This is a genomic window from Paraburkholderia sp. BCC1884 (genome assembly GCF_900996225.1).
Taxonomy (GTDB): domain Bacteria; phylum Pseudomonadota; class Gammaproteobacteria; order Burkholderiales; family Burkholderiaceae; genus Paraburkholderia.
This window is the reverse complement of sequence record NZ_CAAJGL010000134.1, coordinates 38,798-55,827: the sequence shown is the minus strand read 5'-3', so window position 1 is coordinate 55,827 and position 17,030 is coordinate 38,798. Positions and strand designations below refer to the sequence as shown.

The following is a 17,030-nucleotide window of genomic DNA, read 5'->3' as shown; positions in this document are numbered from 1 at the left end:
TTCATTGTCGGGAATTGATTCGAGTGAAGTGCGGCCCTTGCGGCAAGGTCTGCCGACAAGGGCCCGCTTTCAGATAAGTCAGAACAGATTCAGTTGACGGACCAGACTCACGCCCCGTCCGTCAAGCCGCTTACCACTGGTAGGACGCACCCGCACCGACCGTCGTGCCACCGGAGCTGATACCCGCGCCAATCTTCACCTTCAGATTCTGCGTGATACGAGCCGATGCGCCGAGCGCCGTAGCTTGATAGCCCTTGTAGTTCGCCGTGCCGACACCGACGGCAATGGTCTTGCCCAGGTCGACATCCGGAATCATGGTCAACGCCGTGGCTGCCGCGACACCGCTGTAAGCGTTACGCGACAACTCGGTCATGCCCGACTGGAACTGACGCATGTTCACTGCGTCGGTGCCGGCCTTGCCGTCCGCGACGTTCGTGAGACGACGTTCGTTGCCTTCCGAGCCGATCGACACGGTGTTGTCCTGATCCGCGACGGAGCCGCTACCGATTGCCACCGAGTTCGCACCGCTTGCCTGTGCACCACCGCCCATCGCCATCGAGTTGTCACCCGATGCCGAAGCCGCACCACCGTCCGTGTTGATCGCGATGTTGCCGCTGCCGCTCGACGCCTGGTTCTTCACCTGCTGGTTCAGATCCGCAACCTGCTGGTTGGTGTTCCACAACTGCGAGCCGGTGACTGCGTCGGTGCTGGTTGCGGACAGATCCGCGTCCTGCAGGTTGGTCAGCTTCACCTTCGCTGCATCGGTCGAGCCGCCCAGGGTGATCTTGTCGTGCACGGACGAGTCGTACTGCACCGCGTTCGTCACCGATCCACCGAAGTTGTTGATCGTCGTCTGCATGCTGGCGATCTCCGACGAGTTTTGCGTCGTACGGTTATCGATGTTGCTGATCGCGTCGCCCATGTTGTTCACGGTCGTGCCGCCGACGGTGTACGTCGGAGCGGTGATCGTGCCATCGGCGTTGACGGTCGAGCCGCCACCCAGAGCCGCCGCCGTGCTGGCCGCGGTCGCATACAGCTGCGAACCGTTGACAGCATCGACGCTCGACGCGTTGACCGCACCGGCCGCCACGCCCGTCACCACGCGGTTGCCCGCGGTGCCGGCCATGTTGACCCGCGTGCCGTTGGTGTTCGCCGCGACGAGAATGTCATGCGACACCGCGTCTTGCGTCACCATGCCGACACCTGCGCTGCCCATCTGCGATTGCAGCGAGGACAGGTTGGCGTCGAGCGTATCGAGCGCACCGCCCACCGTGCTCTGCGTACCGCCCTGCACGTGGTACGTCGGACCGGTGACCGAACCGTCGGCGTTGACCTTGGCATCGCCGCCCAGTGCATCGACTGCCGGCTTGAGCTGGCTCAGGTTGACTGCCGACGCGTCGGTCGTGCCGTTCGCCACACCGATCAACTCACGCACACCGGCGGTACCCGTGAAGTCGACATGCGTGCCGTCCAGACCCTTGGCAACCGTCAGGTCGTGCGAATCCTTGTCCTGCTGCACGAGACCGATTTCACCGTTGTTGATCTGGTTGGTGATGTTGGTCACCGAGCCTTCAACGTTGGTCACGCGGCCATCGATGCTGCTGATGGACGCCGAGTTATCTGTCACGCGCTGATCCAGATTCGTGATGTTGCCTTCGTTGGTCGTCACACGCTGGTCCAGATTCGTGATGTCGCCGGTGTTTTTGGCGATATCCGACGTGTTGGCCGCGATGTCTGCAGTGTTCTGATCGACATTCGTGTTCGTGGCGAACAGTTGCGAGCCGTTCACTGCGTCCGTGCTGGTTGCCGACAGCGTAGCGATCTTCACGTTCGCGATCGTCGTACCCAGGTTGCCGCCGCCGAGCGTGACCTTGCCCTTCGTTGCGTCGTCGTAGGCGACAAACGCGTTGGTCACGTTGCCCGAAGCGTCGGTGTTCAGGCCAGCGGCCTTCAACTGCGCGACGTTCACTGCGTCCATGTCGGCCACACCGGCCTTCACGTTGCTGATGGTCGTGCCGTTCGTGCCGCCCAGCGTCACGGCGTCGTGAGCTGCCGAGTCGTACTTCACCGCGTCAGCCATTTCACCGGTCATCGTCGAAATCTGCGTGTTGATCGTGGTGATGTCACCCGTGTTCTTCGCGATGTCCGACGTGTTGGCTGCGATATCCGAGGTGTTCTTCGCAACGTCGCTCGTGTTCTGCGCGATGTCCGAGGTGTTAGCCGCGATGTCGCCGGTGTTCTTCGTGATGTCTGCCGCGCTCTGGTCGACCTTCGCGTTGGTAGCGAACAGCTGCGAGCCGTTCACTGCTTCCGTGCTGGTCGCCGACAGCGTCGCTGCCTTCACGCCGCTGATCGTGCGGTCGCCCGCCGTACCTGCCACGTTCATCATCGTGCCGTCCAGATCCTTGGCCACGGTGATCGTCTTCGTCGCTGCATCTTGCTGGACGAGGCCGACTTCGCCGTTGTTCAGCTGGTTGGTGATGTTGGTCACCGAGCCTTCGACGTTGGTGACACGGGCGTCGACGTTGGAGATGTCGCCGGTGTTTTTGGCGATGTCCGAGGTGTTGGCCGCGATGTCGCCAGTGTTTTTGGCGATGTCCGACGTGTTGGCCGCGATGTCCGCCGCGTTCTGGTCGACCTTGCCGTTCGTGGCGAACAGCTGCGAACCGTTCACTGCGTCCGTGCTTGCCGCCGACAGCTCGCCGGCCTTCACGTTGGCGATCGTCGTGCCTTCTGCGCCCTTGAGCGTCACCAGACCCTTCGATGCGTCGTCATAGGCCACTGCGTTCGGATCGGTATCACCGCCGCTACCACCAGTCGATGCTGCCGCCGCGATGGCGTCGCCGACGTTACCGTAAGTCGTGCCGTTGACCGTGTAGGTCGGCGCCTTCACCGAACCGTCCGCGTTCACACTCGAACCACCGCCGAGCGCAGCCGTCACGCCCTTCAGTTGCGACACGTTGACTGCATCGGTGTCGCTCTGACCAGCCGCCATGTTCACCAGACGACGCGTGTTCGCCTGATTCTCGATGGTGTACGCCTTACCCTTGGCGTCGTATGCCGTGTACGAACCCGTACCGTCGCTGCCCACCGAAATGGTGTTGTCCAGATTCGCCACCGAACCCGAGCCCAGCGCCACCGAATCCGTACCCGATGCGTACGACTGCACGCCAACTGCCGCCGACTTCGAACCCTTGCCATACGCGTTCGAACCGATCGCGATGGATGCGGCACCTTCAGCGCGCGACACGTCCGACGGCGCGGTCGAACCCGTGCTGTCGCCCATACCCGCGACTTGCGAGTAGTACGCCGCGGTCTTATATGCGGTGGTCAATCCCGTCGTGTCGATGCCCGAGCCGCCTGCGCTTGCCTTCAGCATGCGCGTAGCCTGAACGCTGTTGTCGCTGGTCTGGTTCATGATGTCATAGACCTGACCGACGTTAGCCGCATCGGTATCCTGCACGCCGTTCGCGACGTTGCTGATGACCGTACCCTTCGGCAGCAGACCCTTACGGCGGTCGCCGTCGACGAAGTACTTGCTGTCACCTTCACCGGCGCTCAGCGTGATCGACGGGGCACCCGCTTCGATCGAACCAACGTCGTAGGTCACGGCCTTGTTCTGGACCATGCCCTTGTCGTCGAGCGAGAAGCCTGCCGACTTGAGTTGCGCAACGTTCATTGCGTCCGTGTCCGCGAGACCCGCCTTGACGTTCGACAGCGTCGTGCCGTCCTTGCCGTCGAAAGTCACCGAATCATGCGCCGACGAGTCGTACTTCACGAAGTCGCCCATCTCGCCACTCAGGTTCGTCACCGTCGTGTTGAGGTTGGTGATGTCGCCGGTGTTCTTCGCGATGTCGTCGGCGCTCTTTGCGATGTCGTCGGCGTTCTGCGCGATGTCAGCCGCGTTCTGGTCGAGCTTGCTGTTCGTCGCGAACAGTTGCGAACCGTTGACCGCATCCGTGCTCGTTTCCGACAACTCGCCAGCCTTGACGTTGGTGATCGTCGTACCGGTCGTGCCGCCGAGCGTCACCAGATCGTGAGCCGACGTGTCGTACTTCACGACGTCGTTCATTGCGTTGTCGAGATTCGTGACACGCGCGTTGACCTTGGTGATGTCGCCGGTGTTCTGCGTCACGGTCTGGTTGGTTGCGTACAACTGCGAACCGTTGACCGCGTCCTTGCTGGTCGACGACAGCGCGGCCGCCTTCAGGTTCGTGATGGTCGTGCCTGCCGTGCCAGCCAGGGTGACCTTGTCGTGCACCGAGCTGTCGTACTTGACCACGTCCGCCATCTTGCCGCTCAGCGACGCGATGTCGGTGGTGTTCTGGCCGATCGCCTGATTGGTTGTGTACAACTGCGAACCGTTCACTGCGTCCGTGCTCTTGGCGGTCAGCGCGCCGGCCTTCACGTTCGTGATGGTCGTGCCGTTGGCGCCTTCGAGCGTGACCTTACCCTTCGAGATATCGTCGTAAGCGACGAACGCGTTGGTCACGTTGCCCGATGCATCGGTGTTCAATCCAGCCGCCTTCAATTGCGCGACGTTCACCGCGTCCATGTCAGCGACGCCTGCCTTCACGTTGCTGATGGTCGTGCCGGCTTCACCGCCGAGCGTGACTGCATCGTGCGCCGACGAGTCGTACTTCACGAAGTCGCCCATCTCGCCACTCAGGCTGGTCACCGTCGTATTGAGGTTGGTGATGTCGCCTGCGTTTTTCGCGATGTCCGAGGTGTTCTGGTCGACCTTCGTGTTCGTCGCGAACAGTTGCGAACCGTTCACTGCGTCCATGCTGTCGGCCGACAGTTCGCCTGCCTTCACGTTCTTCAGCGCGGTACCTTCGGTGCCGCCGAGCGTGATTGCACCCTTCGATGCGTCGTCGTAAGCAACCATGTTGCCGATGTTGCCCATGTTCTGATCGATCGTATCGATTCGCGCATCCACGGTCTTCAACTGCGCGACGTTGACTGCGTCCGTGTCGGCTACACCCGCCTTCACGTTGGCGATCGTCGTGCCGTTCGCGCCGTCCAGCGTCACCTTGTCGTGTGCTGCCGAGTCGTACTTGACTGCATCGCTCATCTCGCCGCTCAGGTTCGTCACCGTCGTGTTGAGGGTGGTGATGTCGCCGGTGTTCTTGGCGATGTCCGAGGCGTTGGCTGCGATGTCGCCGGTGTTCTTGGTGATGTCCGACGTGTTCGCTGCGATGTCACCTGCGTTCTTCGCGATGTCAGCCGTGTTCTGATCGACGTTTGCGTTCGTGGCGAACAGTTGCGAACCGTTCACCGCTTCGTTGCTGTCGGCGGACAGCGTCGCTGCCTTCACGCCGCTGATCGTGCGGTCACCCGCCGTACCCGCCACGTTCATCATCGTGCCGTCCAGATCCTTCGCCACCGTAATCGTCTTCGTCGTCGCGTCCTGCTGGACGAGGCCGATTTCACCGTTGCTGATCTGGTTGGTGATGTCCGTCACCGAGCCTTCGACGTTGGTTACACGTGCGTCCACGTTCGAGATGTCGCCGGTGTTTTTGGCGATGTCTGAGGTGTTCTGGTCGACTTTCGAGTTCGTCGCGAACAGTTGCGAACCGTTCACTGCGTCCATGCTGTCAGCCGACAGTTCGCCTGCCTTCACGTTTTTCAGCGTCGTACCTTCGACGCCGCCGAGCGTGACCACATCATGTGCCGACGCGTCGTACTTGACCGCATCGCCCATCTCGCCGCTCAGGTTTGTTACCGTCGTGTTGAGGTTGGTGATGTCGCCGGTGTTCTTGGCGATGTCCGAGGTGTTGGCTGCGATGTCGCCGGTGTTCCTGGTGATGTCCGACGTGTTCTGGTCAACCTTCGAGTTCGTCGCGAACAGTTGCGAACCGTTCACTGCGTCCATGCTGTCAGCCGACAGTTCGCCTGCCTTCACGTTTTTCAGCGTCGTACCTTCGACGCCGCCGAGCGTGACCACATCGTGTGCCGACGCGTCGTACTTGACCGCATCGCCCATCTCGCCACTCAGGTTCGTCACCGTCGTGTTGAGGTTGGTGATGTCGCCGGTGTTTTTGGCGATGTCCGAGGCGTTGGCTGCGATGTCGCCGGTGTTCTTGGTAATGTCCGACGTATTCGCTGCGATGTCAGCCGTGTTCTGATCGACGTTTGCGTTCGTGGCGAACAGTTGCGAACCGTTCACCGCTTCGTTGCTGTCGGCGGACAGCGTCGCTGCCTTCACGCCGCTGATCGTGCGGTCACCCGCCGTACCCGCCACGTTCATCATCGTGCCGTCCAGATCCTTCGCCACCGTAATCGTCTTCGTCGTCGCGTCCTGCTGGACGAGGCCGATTTCACCGTTGCTGATCTGGTTGGTGATGCCCGTCACCGAGCCTTCGACGTTGGTTACACGTGCGTCCACGTTCGAGATGTCGCCGGTGTTTTTGGCGATGTCCGAGGTGTTCTGATCGACCTTCGTGTTCGTCGCGAACAGTTGCGAACCGTTCACTGCGTCCATGCTGTCAGCCGACAGTTCGCCTGCCTTCACGTTTTTCAGCGTTGTGCCTTCGGCGCCGCCGAGCGTGACCACATCATGTGTCGACGCGTCGTACTTGACCGCATCGCCCATCTCGCCGCTCAGGTTCGTCACCGTCGTGTTGAGGTCGGTGATGTCGCCGGTGTTTTTGGCGATGTCCGACGTGTTAGCTGCGATGTCGCCGGTGTTCTTGGTGATGTCCGACGTGTTCGCTGCGATGTCACCTACGTTCTTCGCGATGTCAGCCGTGTTCTGATCGACGTTTGCGTTCGTGGCGAACAGTTGCGAACCATTCACCGCGTCCATGCTGTCAGCCGACAGTTCGCCTGCCTTCACGTTCTTGATTGCCGTGCCTTCTGCGCCGCCGAGCGTGACCACGTCCTTCGATTCGCCGTCATAGGCTACCGCGTTCGGATCCGTGCCACCGCCGGTCGAAGCGGCCGCTGCGATCGCTTCGCCGACGTTGTTGTAATCCGCACCGTTGACCGTGTAGGTCGGCGCCTTCACCGAACCGTCCGCGTTCACACTCGAACCACCGCCGAGCGCGGTCGTCACGCCCTTGAGTTGCGAAACGTTCACTGCGTCCGTGTCATTCTGACCCGCGGCCATGTTCACCAGACGACGCGTGTTCGCCTGATTCTGGATCGTGTACGCCTTGCCCTTGGCGTCATATGCCGTGTACGAACCGGTGCCGTCGCTGCCGACGGAGATCGTGTTGTCGAGGTTCGCCACCGAACCCGAGCCCAATGCGACCGAGTCAGTACCCGATGCGTAAGACTGCACGCCAACTGCCGTCGACTTCGAGCCCTTGCCGTATGCGTTCGAACCAATCGCGATCGATGCCGCACCTTCAGCGCGCGCCACGTCCGACGGCGGGGTCGAGCCGATGCTGTCGCCCATACCCGCGACCTGCGAGTAATACGCTGCTGTCTTGTACGACGTGGTCAGACCCGTCGTGTCGACGCCGGAACCGCCGGCGCTCGCCTTCAGCATGCCGCCCTTGAGCAGCGTTGCCTGCAGGCCGTCGCCGCCCGAACCGAGCTGGTTGACGATGTCGTAGATCTGGCCGACGTTAGCCGCATCGGTATCCTGCACGCCGCTCGCGACGTTGCTGATGACCGTGCCCTTCGGCAGCAGACCCTTGCGACGGTCGCCGTCGACGAAATACTCGCTATCGCCTTGGCCGGCGTCGAGTTTGATTGCAGGCGAACCGGATGCGAGCGATCCTGCGGCGTAAGTAACCGCCTGGTTGGTCACGGCGCCGGTTGCGTCGAGCGAGAAGCCCGCGGACTTCAGTTGCGAAACTGCCAACGCGTCCGAGTCATTAAGGCCTGCGTTGAGGCCAGTGATGGTGCGATTGCCCGCGGTGCCGGCGACGTTTACTACGGTGCCGTCGGTGTTTTTCGCGACGGTGATTTCTTTGGTGGTCGGGTCTTGCTGGACCAGGCCGACGCCATTTTTAATGGTGTTGTTGATGGTGGTGATATCGCTGGTGTTTTGAGCGATGTCGTCGGCGTTCTTTGCGATGTCGCTGGTGTTTTGGGCGATGTCTTCGGCGTTCTGCTCGACCTTTTCGTTGGTTGCGAACAGTTGGGAACCGTTGACTGCGTCAGTGCTCGATGCCGACAGCGTGGCTGCCTTCACGTTCGTGATGGTCGTGCCTGCTGCGCCGCCTGCCAGTGTTACCTTGTCTTTCGTCGTGCTGTCGTACGCGACGAATGCGTTTGTTACGTTGCCCGAGGTGTCCGTGCTCAGGCCCGCTGCCTTCAGCTGTGCCACGTTCACTGCGTCCGTGCTGGCCGTGCCTGCTGCCACGTTCACCAGCTTCTTGCCCTTCACATCGGCGTTGCCGCCTTGCGCCGCGCTGAACTGCACCGCGTTGCCGGCTGCCACCGCTGCCGCGTCCGCCGTCGTCTGCGCCGTCGATGCCGCCGTCTTCGCTGCGTCTGCCGTGCCTTGGGCGGTTGTCACGTTGGCGTTGGTCGTGAACAGTTGGGAACCGTTGACTGCGTCGGTGCTCGATGCCGACAGCGTGCCCGCCTTCACGTTAGTGATGGTCGTGCCTGCTGCGCCGCCTGCCAGCGTTACCTTGTCCTTCGTCGTGCTGTCGTACGCCACGAACGCGTTCGTCACGTTGCCTGACGTATCTGTCGTCAGGCCGGCATTCTTCAACTGCTTGACGTTCACCGCATCCGTGTCCTGCGTGCCCGCCGCCACGTTCACGATCTGGCGCTGTGTGGTCGCGCTGCCAACCGAGACCGTATTATCGCGATCCGCCAGCGAACCATTGCCCAGCGCTACCGAACTGGAGCCCGTAGCGCTCGCCAGATTACCTACTGCGGTAGAGTAGGTGCCCGTCACCGCTGTCTTGTCGCCCAGCGCCACTGCGCCCCACGTCGATGCAGACGCAAGATGACCAAGCGCTACAGCTTCATTACCAGACGCGAGCGCGTTCAAGCCGATCGCTGCGGAATTACCACCCGAAGCGACGGCACCTGCGCCCATCGCCGCAGAACTGACGCCCGATGCAAGGGCCCCTCCGCCAACCGCAACGGCGCTCTTACCCGACGATGTGCTACCTGCACCGAGGGCCATACCCATGCCGCCGCTTGATACTGCGTAAGCATCTTTGCCCAACGCAATCGACGAACCGGAAGCCGCGCTGCTGTTCATACCGATCGCAATGTCGCCGACGTACGTGCTACTGGTCTTCGCGGCCGAACCGATAGCGATCGAGTCGATTCCGCTCGCGCTCGAGTCGTTACCCGTTGAATTGACGTGGAAATATTTGACGCCGCCGCCACCGGCGATATTGTTGACCGTCGTGCTCAGGTTCGTCACGTTGCTGTTCGTTGCGAACAGCTGTGAACCGTTGATTGCATCGGTGCTCGATGCCGACAGCGTGCCCGCCTTCACGTTCGTGATGGTCGTGCCCGCTGCGCCGCCTGCCAGCGTTACCTTGTCTTTGGTCGTGCTGTCGTACGCCACGAATGCGTTTGTTACGTTGCCCGAGGTGTCGGTGCTCAGGCCCGCTGCCTTCAGCTGTGCCACGTTCACTGCATCCGTGTTGGCCGTGCCTGCTGCCACGTTCACCAGCTTCTTGCCCTTCACGTCCGCGTTGCCGCCTTGCGCCGCGCTGAACTGCACCGCGTTGCCGGCTGCCACCGCTGCCGCGTCCGCCGTCGTCTGCGCCGTCGATGCGGCAGTCTTCGCTGCGTCTGCCGCGCCTTGGGCGGTTGTCACGTTGGCGTTGGTCGTGAACAGTTGGGAACCGTTGACTGCGTCGGTGCTCGATGCCGACAGCGTACCCGCCTTCACGTTCGTGATGGTCGTGCCTGCTGCGCCACCTGCCAGCGTGACCTTGTCCTTCGTCGTGCTGTCGTACGCCACGAACGCGTTCGTCACGTTGCCTGACGTGTCCGTGCTCAGGCCAGCATTCTTCAACTGCTTGACGTTCACCGCGTCCGTGTCCTGCGTGCCCGCTGCCAAGTTCACCAGCTGGCGCTGCGCCGTCGAAGAACCGACAGACAACGAGTTTGCTCGGTCAGCAACCGAACCGGCACCTAGGGCAACACTTCCCGTGGCAGTCGATGACGCTTGGGTTCCAATCGCAAGGGTATTGATTCCAGTTGCAGAAGCATGATTACCGATCGCAGTTGCGGCAGCACCATCCGCCTTGGCTGACGACCCAACTGCAAGTGCCGCACCGTATGCGGTAGTCTTAGATTGAAAGGATCGACCGCGCTGAAATCGGAGCAGTTAGTAGGGTTGGTCGAGTCGCAAATTGCGCCGTCGCCTGTCCCGCGCGCCGCGCTGGCTGTACCCAACGATATATCCTGCGAGTTCAACGCAGTCGCAGACACCCCAAAAGCCTGCGACTCAAACGCCTTCGCTTGTGCAGAAGCGCCTAACGCCGTGGCAAACGCAGCCGACGCAAGCGTGTTCACGCCGCTAACCGACGAACCGATAGCAATGCCGCTTTGGAGCGACGCCTGAGTTCCTACACCGATAGCGAGTGCATTGAGACCGGTTGCCGATGAATCAGCACCGCTTGAGTTAACGTGGAAATACTTGATGCCGGCGTTGCCGTTCGTGATATTGCTGACCGTTGTGCTCAGGTTTGTCACGTTGGCGTTGGTCGTGAACAGTTGGGAACCGTTGACTGCGTCCGTGCTCGCGGCCGACAGCGTACCCGCCTTCACATTCGTGATGGTCGTGCCTGCTGCGCCGCCTGCCAGCGTTACCTTGTCTTTGGTCGTGCTGTCGTAGGCCACGAACGCGTTCGTCACGTTGCCCGACGTATCCGTCGTCAGGCCTGCGTTCTTCAACTGCTTGACGTTCACCGCGTCCGTGTCCTGCGTGCCCGCCGCCACATTTACAATCTGCCGCTGCAACGTCGAACTACCAACTGATACTGCGTTCCCACGGTCTGCGACTGAATATGCGCCGAGCGCCACACTGGAGCCGCCAACCGCGCTCGCCGAGGTGCCGAGTGCCAAGCTATCGTAGCCCGCCACGCTCGCCCCCATACCTAACGCGACGGCTCGTCGCGGATCGCCCGACGCGTTTGCCCCAGCGCCTATCGCGATATTGGTAAAGTTTGCATTTGCACCGTCGCCGATCGCAATCGATCCGCCTCCGGATGATGTACTGTTTGCGCCAATGGCGACGCCGTTCGCCCCCCCTGCGGTCTGCAATTGCGAGCTAGTACCTGAAGCGTAACTTTTCGCCCCAATTGCAACTGCAGTAGGGTCGCTAACGCTACCGCCATCAAGGGCGCCTGCCCTCGCTTCCATTACGTTGCCAGCACCCGCCACCAATATTGCGACCACGAGCGCTTTGCTGCTCTTATTCTTCTTCCCCCGCCCCTTCGCCACTTCCGGCGCGGCCACATACGTCCCTGTAGTTTCATTCCAAATGGTTTTATACGACTTGTTCACGATTTCATCCTATTGAAAGTGTGATAACTGGTTCTGTTCCGCGTCGGGCCAGATGGGCGCTGTACGCGTGTCAGTCGGTTACCGAAGGAATGAAAAGAGTGGTCGTACGAATGAGAACTTCCGAACTATCTCATTAACCCTTCGGCTGATAATCCGAATATAGATTTGTACGCATCGCGGCTTAATAGGAGGATTCTTAAAGAAGACCGGATTCCACTGAAATCGCCCGCTTCGGGTCAGTCGATTTCTTAGATCTGGCAAAATCACCGAGACTCGACGGCTACAGGCGCAGCCGGTCAACCATCACAGATCAAGCAGGGCAGATACAAAAGCACGGATGCGTGAGCTTCGCAGCCTATGCTTTGCATGGTCAAAAAAGTAAGAAAGGACGCGTCGCCTCCACCGAAGGTTCTGTCGACGAACGGCAAGCGAAGAGCTGGCCTAAGCGTGCTTCACCATTTTAGGAATACTCCTAATCTCGCCCGCCGAAAAATAAGACTTTTCCCAAGTCAAATTCGGAAAAATGCTCTTAAAATTATTTATATTCGAACGGCACTTAATTAACCACGAACATTATCCAAATTATTCTCCAAACCAATTCCAAAAACCCGTTTACTCCATCCCAACCAAACCGAATTAAAACCGAAACCACGTATAAGCACGTCAATAACCTACCAAAGGAATCGCCATGAAACACGTCCTCCGACTTGTTGCAGTCGCTTCGTTAGCACTTTCAGCAGTATTCCCGGCACAAGCCGCCGACCACGACGAAGGCGCCCTGAAGACAATCGAACAAACCTGGATTACAGCCTCATCGAACACCGATCGCGTCACGCTCGACAAAATCCTCGACGATTCCTTCATCGACACCACGCCAAGCGGCGCACGCCGCAGCAAGAGCGACGTCCTTCTTGCGCCGCCCCCTCCGCCGGGCTCGACGCAGACCCTGATGAACCTCGAAGTCCGCGTAAACGGCGACACAGCCATCGTCACCGGCATCAACCACTTCAATCCCGGCGCAAACGCCCAGCCAAGCGACTACTCGTTCACCGACGTCTTCGTCCGCAGAGAAAACAGCTGGCGTGCCGTTTCAGCACAAATGACCCGCAAGTAACGGGCGTCGTCATACGAGGCTAAAAAGAAAGCCTCACCGCCATGCAAGACACCGAAGCGCACGGGCCAAACCCCGTGCCGCGCGCGCGACATATCAGAGCCTCATCTCCACAGGATTCTTGCTCGCGCATCCGCACAAGCCATCAATCCATCCAATGAGGAAACGATCATGAAACGCTTAGCCTTCCTGGCCACCATGGGCCTCTCAACCTGCGTACTCGCCGTCGGCCTGCACACTGAAGTCCAAGTCGAAGCCACCCTCGTCTCGATCGAACAGATGTGGGTCGACGCGGTCGCCCACGGTGACCGCGTCACGCTCGACGAACTGCTCGACAACTCGTTTATCGAAACGATGCCCAACGGCGCGCGCCGCAGCAAAGCCGACGTGCTCTTCGCGCCCGCGCTGCCGCCCGGTTCCGTGCAAACGCTCGGCAACCTGAAAGTACGTGTATTGGGAAATGTCGCGATGGTGACCGGCGTCAACCACTACACGCCGGCGTCGGGTTTGAAGACGATCGATTACGCCTTCACCAACCTGTACGTGCGACGCGGCGACACATGGCGTGTCGCGTCATCTCACACGACGCTCGGCTCGGTCCACGACGTCTAGCAGCACATGGCGCATCGCAGCGCGACGCGCCATTGCTCGCAAGACCTCAGAACGGCTTGATCACCACCAGCGCGACCGCGGCCAGCATGCCCAGAACGGGCAATTCATTGAACATCCGATACCACTTATCCGAGCGACGATTCTCGCCGCGCTCGAAAGTCCGCAGCAGCACGCCGCAGTACCCGTGATAAATCACCAGCAGCACCACCACGCCGACCTTGGCGTGAATCCATCCCTGCCCGCTGCCAATTCCGATCACGAGCCACAACCACAGACCGCACGCCAAAGCCGGCACCGCGATGAAAGTCATGAAGCGAAACAGCTTGCGTGCCATCGTCAACAAACGCGCCGTCGCCGCAGGCTCCGTTTCCATCGCCAGATTGACGAAGATGCGCGGCAAATAAAACAGGCCGGCGAACCAGGAAGCAACCAGGACGATGTGAAACGTTTTGACCCAAAGCATCGGGGGCACCTGTTGTTGTGGGGTTCGTTAGTGTGCGCGGATCAGACGAAAGCGGCGGTCAGTGCGAGCGCGGCTGCATTGCGCAGCCGCGTTTCGAAGCATTGCTCGCGGCAAAGACATCAAGCCGCTTATTGACGACCTTCGCCGTGACCCAGCACGACGTATTTCAGCGAAGTCAGCCCGTCCAGCCCGACCGGTCCGCGCGCGTGCAGCTTGTCGTTCGAAATGCCGATTTCCGCGCCCAGACCGAACTCGAAACCATCGGCGAAACGCGTCGATGCATTCACCATCACACTCGCCGAATCCACTTCACGCAGGAAGCGCATGGCGCGATCGTGATCTTCAGTGACGATCGCATCGGTGTGACGCGAGCTGTATTCGTTGATGTGCTCGATCGCCGCGTCGAGGTTGTCGACCACCTTGATCGCCAACACCGGCGCGAGATATTCGGTGCGCCAGTCTTCTTCGGTAGCGTCGACGAGCGGACTCACGCCCGCGTCCGACAGCACCGCCCGCGACGTCGCATCCACGCGCAACTCGACGTCCTTGTCGCGATACAGCTTGCCCAGCGCCGGCAGCACTTCAGCCGCAATCCTACGCGCGACCAGCAGCGTTTCCATCGTGTTGCAAGTGCCGTAGCGGTGCGTCTTCGCGTTATCGCAGACGGTCAGCGCCTTCGCGATATCCGCGCGATCGTCGACATACACATGGCAGATACCGTCGAGGTGTTTGATCATCGGCACACGGCCTTCTTCGATCAAACGCGCGATCAGGCTCTTGCCGCCGCGCGGCACGATCACGTCGACGTATTCGGTCATCGTGATCAGCTTGCCGACCGCAGCGCGATCGGCCGTGCCGACCACTTGCACGGCGTCTTGCGGCAGACCGGCCGCTTCGAGCCCCTCGCCGATGAGCTTTGCCAACGCCGTATTGCATTCGAGCGCCTCGGAGCCACCGCGCAGAATCGTCGCGTTGCCGGACTTCAAACACAGCGCAGCGGCATCGATCGTCACGTTAGGACGCGATTCGTAGATGATCCCGATCACGCCCAGCGGCACGCGCATCTGCCCGACCTGAATGCCACTCGGCCGAAACTTCAGATTGCTGATCTCGCCAATCGGATCGGCCAGCGCGGCAACTTGCCGCAATCCTTCGACCATCGTCTTCAGCGCTTTATCCGACAGCGTGAGACGGTCGATAAATGCCGCGTCATGCCCTTTGTCACGCGCCTTCGCGACATCGCGCGCATTGGCTTCTTTCAGCATCGCGGCATCGCGTTCGATCGCGTGGGCCACGGCTGCCAGCGCCGCGTTCTTCGCCGCCGTCGACGCCCGGGCCATCGCACGCGAAGCGTGACGGGCGCGGCGGCCGAGGTCGGTCATGTACTGGTCGATATCCATGGTGATTCTCGTGGTGCCGCGCACGCCACGGTGCGGCGGACAGGCAGATTAGCGAAATATCAAGCGATTGTAAGTCGGGTCGGGGTGCTTTGCTTGCGCCGCCGGTCGGTGAGATCCGGGCAATCGAGTCGCCGGTGCGCATTGCGCGAACGCCTGACGATGATTCCGGCGCTGCGTAGGGCAAGCACCCAAGGGTCGACTCGAGCCGCCCCCAAGCGCCTGCCGCAAGCCGATCAAACTGGCCGGCGCACGGGCGCAGCTGGTCCCGGTCGAGGTCGTGGGGGCGGCACCGGTGCCGTTTTCGGCGACGCCACCGTCATCGCCAGTTCGAAAAGGCCGTCCCACGGATCAGGCGGCGGATCGTTGCGATGATTGCCCGGCGTTCCGCCCGACAAGCCCTTCACCTGCCGATCGAGCTTCGCCGCCAACGCCAGCGCCTTTTCCAACGCGCCTTCCGTAACACGCGACAACGCCGGTCCAATCAACCGTTCACGCGGACCCCACACGCGGTTCTCGCGCACCAGCATCGCAAGTTGCTTTCCAGCCGCGACGCCGCGCTTGATCCGCAACAGCGTGCGCACTTCTTCGACGACCGCCCACAGCACCAGCACCGACGCCTCGCCCTCACCGCGCAAGCCGTCCAGCATGCGTGACAAACGACCGACATCGCCCGCGAGCATGGCTTCGTTGAGTTTGAAAACATCGTAACGAGCGACGTTGAGCACGGCGTCCTGAACCTGTTCGAAGCTCAACGAACCAGCGGGATACAACAGCCCGAGCTTCTGAATCTCCTGATGCGCGGCGAGCAGATTGCCTTCCACGCGCTCGGCGATAAACGCCAGTGCGCGCCGCCCTTCTTCGCCGGCAGCCACGCGTTGACCTTGCGCCGCCAGCCGCTGACCGACCCAGTTCGGCAACTGTGCACGCTCCACCGGATCGATCTTCAACGCGACACCCGCGTCGGACAACGCCGTGAACCACGCCGACTTCTGCGTGGCCGCATCGAGCCGCGGCAAAGTGACCATGGTCAGCACGTCGTCATTGACGGCGGCGGCGAGCGCTTTCAGCGTCTCGGCGCCTTCCTTGCCGGGCTTGCCGGAGGGAATGCGCAACTCGACCAGTTGACGGTCGCCGAACAGCGACATCGACTGGCTCGCACCGAGCAGCGAACTCCAGTCGAACCCGCGCTCGACGGTGAACACCGAACGATCGGTGAAACCAGCCGCACGCGCGGTCGCCCGAATGCGGTCGCACGCTTCCTGCGCGAGCAGATGCTCGTCGCCGTACACGACGTACAGTCCGGCGAGTCCCTTGGCGAGATGCGCTTCGAGCGCGTCAAGTCGCAGTTGCATGGCTACCGATCGACGAAGTTGAACGAAGCACGCCGATCACAGCGGCGGCGGCGGCAACGGCGCACGCGGCCAGATCGCCGGCGCGCCCTGACCCGGCGCGGGATGCATCGAGCGCACAATCGACAGACGGCGCGTGAGTTGATCGATCGCGTCGTTTTCCATGTCGTTGAACAGGATGTCGGCTTCGGAGAATTTCGCCTGCGAGTACTGGTCGCTATACGTCATCGCGCGGTTCAGGGCGATGGCGCTCGGCGGGATCAGCACGGTGCCGTCCTTGGCCGTCAGCGAGTAGTTCATCGACAGGTTCATCTGGTATTCCTCGACGACACCCAGCGAATTCAGCGTCAACGTGCTCAGGCCGCGGCCTTCAGAAATCTGCAGCGTCGCGTCGGCATTCGACTGCGAACTGACGATTACCGTGTCGCTGCCGCCTTGCACGAGACGCGTCAGACGCGCGTTTGCCGCCGGGGAACCGCCGGAAATATAGAGGCGTTTGAATGCGTAGTCCTGCTGGCCGCGCAGCTGGAAGCCGCAAGCGGACAACATCAGCACGCTCAAGACCAGCGTCAATAACGATCTGCGAGTCACATTGGCTCCTGGTTCGCAGTAGATTCCGCAGCGAAAGGCGGGCTTGGCCGTACGCGACCGAA

7 protein-coding genes and 1 pseudogene are annotated in these 17,030 nt (G+C 61.2%); 2 read left to right on the top strand and 6 right to left on the bottom strand.

The genetic code is table 11. The features are described 5' to 3' along the window. Window positions 1–130 precede the first annotated feature (130 nt). Complete coding sequence (locus FQ705_RS29545; RefSeq protein ID WP_144147768.1) at window positions 131–10,033, bottom strand: YadA-like family protein; 9,903 nt, start codon at window positions 10,031–10,033, stop codon at window positions 131–133. 437 nt (window positions 10,034–10,470) lie between these two features. Beyond that, window positions 10,471–11,442 (bottom strand): annotated as a pseudogene (locus tag FQ705_RS29540) (ESPR-type extended signal peptide-containing protein); the annotation flags it as partial. 688 nt (window positions 11,443–12,130) lie between these two features. Here FQ705_RS29540 and FQ705_RS29535 point away from each other — a divergent pair. Together FQ705_RS29535 and FQ705_RS29530 are read left to right on the top strand one after the other, a co-directional pair. Then, entirely contained in the window at window positions 12,131–12,556 is a 426-nt protein-coding gene (locus tag FQ705_RS29535; protein ID WP_144147762.1) for a nuclear transport factor 2 family protein, read from the top strand. A 168-nt stretch (window positions 12,557–12,724) separates the two neighbouring features. Further along, window positions 12,725–13,165 carry a nuclear transport factor 2 family protein gene (locus FQ705_RS29530; protein ID WP_144147759.1) on the top strand — a complete coding sequence of 147 codons (441 nt, stop codon included), beginning with the start codon at window positions 12,725–12,727 and terminating at the stop codon, window positions 13,163–13,165. A gap of 46 nt (window positions 13,166–13,211) precedes the next feature. Here FQ705_RS29530 and FQ705_RS29525 read toward each other — a convergent pair whose 3' ends face one another. The 4 genes from FQ705_RS29525 to lptE all read right to left on the bottom strand — a co-directional run bounded on the left by FQ705_RS29525 (window position 13,212) and on the right by lptE (window position 16,968). Next, window positions 13,212–13,628 carry a CopD family protein gene (locus FQ705_RS29525; RefSeq protein ID WP_144147755.1) on the bottom strand — a complete coding sequence of 139 codons (417 nt, stop codon included), beginning with the start codon at window positions 13,626–13,628 and terminating at the stop codon, window positions 13,212–13,214. Window positions 13,629–13,756: 128 nt separating this feature from the next. Beyond that, window positions 13,757–15,028: a glutamate-5-semialdehyde dehydrogenase gene (locus FQ705_RS29520; protein ID WP_144147752.1), complete on the bottom strand. Its 1,272-nt coding sequence runs from the start codon at window positions 15,026–15,028 to the stop codon at window positions 13,757–13,759. A gap of 233 nt (window positions 15,029–15,261) precedes the next feature. Then, complete coding sequence (gene holA, locus FQ705_RS29515) at window positions 15,262–16,380, bottom strand: DNA polymerase III subunit delta (RefSeq protein ID WP_144147749.1); 1,119 nt, start codon at window positions 16,378–16,380, stop codon at window positions 15,262–15,264. Between the two features lie 36 nt (window positions 16,381–16,416). Beyond that, a complete protein-coding gene (lptE, locus tag FQ705_RS29510) occupies window positions 16,417–16,968 on the bottom strand; it encodes an LPS assembly lipoprotein LptE (RefSeq protein WP_144147746.1) in 552 nt (183 codons plus the stop codon). Window positions 16,969–17,030: the final 62 nt, after the last annotated feature.

Coding starts and splice junctions, on each gene's coding strand:
- FQ705_RS29535 (WP_144147762.1), top strand. CDS start 12,131: ATGAAACACGTCCTCCGACTTGTTGCAGTCGCTTCGTTAGCACTTTCA.
- FQ705_RS29530 (WP_144147759.1), top strand. CDS start 12,725: ATGAAACGCTTAGCCTTCCTGGCCACCATGGGCCTCTCAACCTGCGTA.
- FQ705_RS29525 (WP_144147755.1), bottom strand. CDS start 13,628: ATGCTTTGGGTCAAAACGTTTCACATCGTCCTGGTTGCTTCCTGGTTC.
- FQ705_RS29520 (WP_144147752.1), bottom strand. CDS start 15,028: ATGGATATCGACCAGTACATGACCGACCTCGGCCGCCGCGCCCGTCAC.
- holA (WP_144147749.1), bottom strand. CDS start 16,380: ATGCAACTGCGACTTGACGCGCTCGAAGCGCATCTCGCCAAGGGACTC.